The sequence below is a fragment of the Oleiphilus sp. HI0079 genome (assembly GCF_001635105.1).
Genome location: NZ_LWFT01000907.1, coordinates 1 through 1118, shown reverse-complemented (window position 1 = coordinate 1118; position 1118 = coordinate 1). Strand labels below are relative to the sequence as shown.

The window sequence follows — 1118 nt, the reverse complement described above, 5'->3', positions numbered from 1 at the left end:
GCTCAGGATCAACAGCGTTCATTTTTCCCTGATCAATCCAAGACTGGATAATTTTGCTTTTGTCTCGGACCCAAGCACGCAAGTTGCTGCGTAAGTGGTCTTGTAAATTCGGTGCGCCTTGAATGATTTCAAGTGCGAAAATCTTGGACGCATTCGGGTATTGAATGGCTAGATCAACTTTTGCGCGGATGTAGTTACCAAGTACTTCAGCTGGGTCATCGCCTTCGCTCATATCGTCGATCGACTCGTCCCAACGTCGGATAATCTCATCAAGCACCGCCAAGTAAAGCGCTTGCTTGCTTTTAAAGTAGTAGAGAACGTTGGCTTTAGGCAGTTCTGCAGCATCGGCAATGGATTGCATGCTGGTTCCTTTAAACCCGTTTTTAACAAAAGAGTCTTCAGCAGCAGCCAGAATATTTTTACGATTCTGCTCTCGGATTTTACCGGTCTTTTGTGCGCTATCTTTATCGCTCATGTTGTTCTACATCTTTGTTTGTTGTTCTGGGGATCGATAACGAGCTTTAAGGGCCACGCCCTGAAGCTCGCTACGAACATACTGTTAGCTACAATTATTCGATACCATTACTAGCTGCTATCGCTAGCAGTATGATTAACCACTAACAATCATACTTACAGGTGGTACTTGATCAAAGCGCTAACTGCTGATTCTGCGTCATCGCTCTTCACACCAAACTTGTTGTGCCAGTATGAGTACTCGATACCCGCTTCAAGCTTAGATTTGGTAATCCCCATGAACTTGCCGATATCAGCACGTAGTTGCGGGTTGAAGTGAAAGTCTGCTCCGTGATCTTCTTGTGCAGATGACCAATCGATGTAGCCATCAAACATCCAATCAACATCACCCGTAGCAAATGGAACACCGTATACAACCGTCAACTGAAGATCATCATCAATGTTTTCGTTATTCGCGTAGAAAAAGTTCGTTTGGAAGAACGCAAAACCCGGAAGATCCCAGTTCAAGCCTACACCGTAAAGGTAGTTATCTTGCGAGAAGCCTGTGCTGTCTGAGCTGAACTCGTAGGTCGTCGCAATCAATACGTCAGTTACAGGGCCCGCTTTCAGCTCAGAACCCGTCATATTGCTTAGGCTAAAACGAG

Annotated in this window: 2 protein-coding genes; both read right to left on the bottom strand. The window is 45.3% G+C overall.

Annotated elements, in window-relative coordinates:
* A partial coding sequence (locus A3750_RS16820; protein ID WP_068548491.1) for a TetR family transcriptional regulator C-terminal domain-containing protein occupies window positions 1-475 on the bottom strand: 475 nt, incomplete at its 3' end.
* 155 nt (window positions 476-630) lie between these two features.
* On the bottom strand, window positions 631-1118 hold a 488-nt coding region (locus A3750_RS16815; RefSeq protein WP_304440205.1), incomplete at its 5' end, for an outer membrane protein OmpK.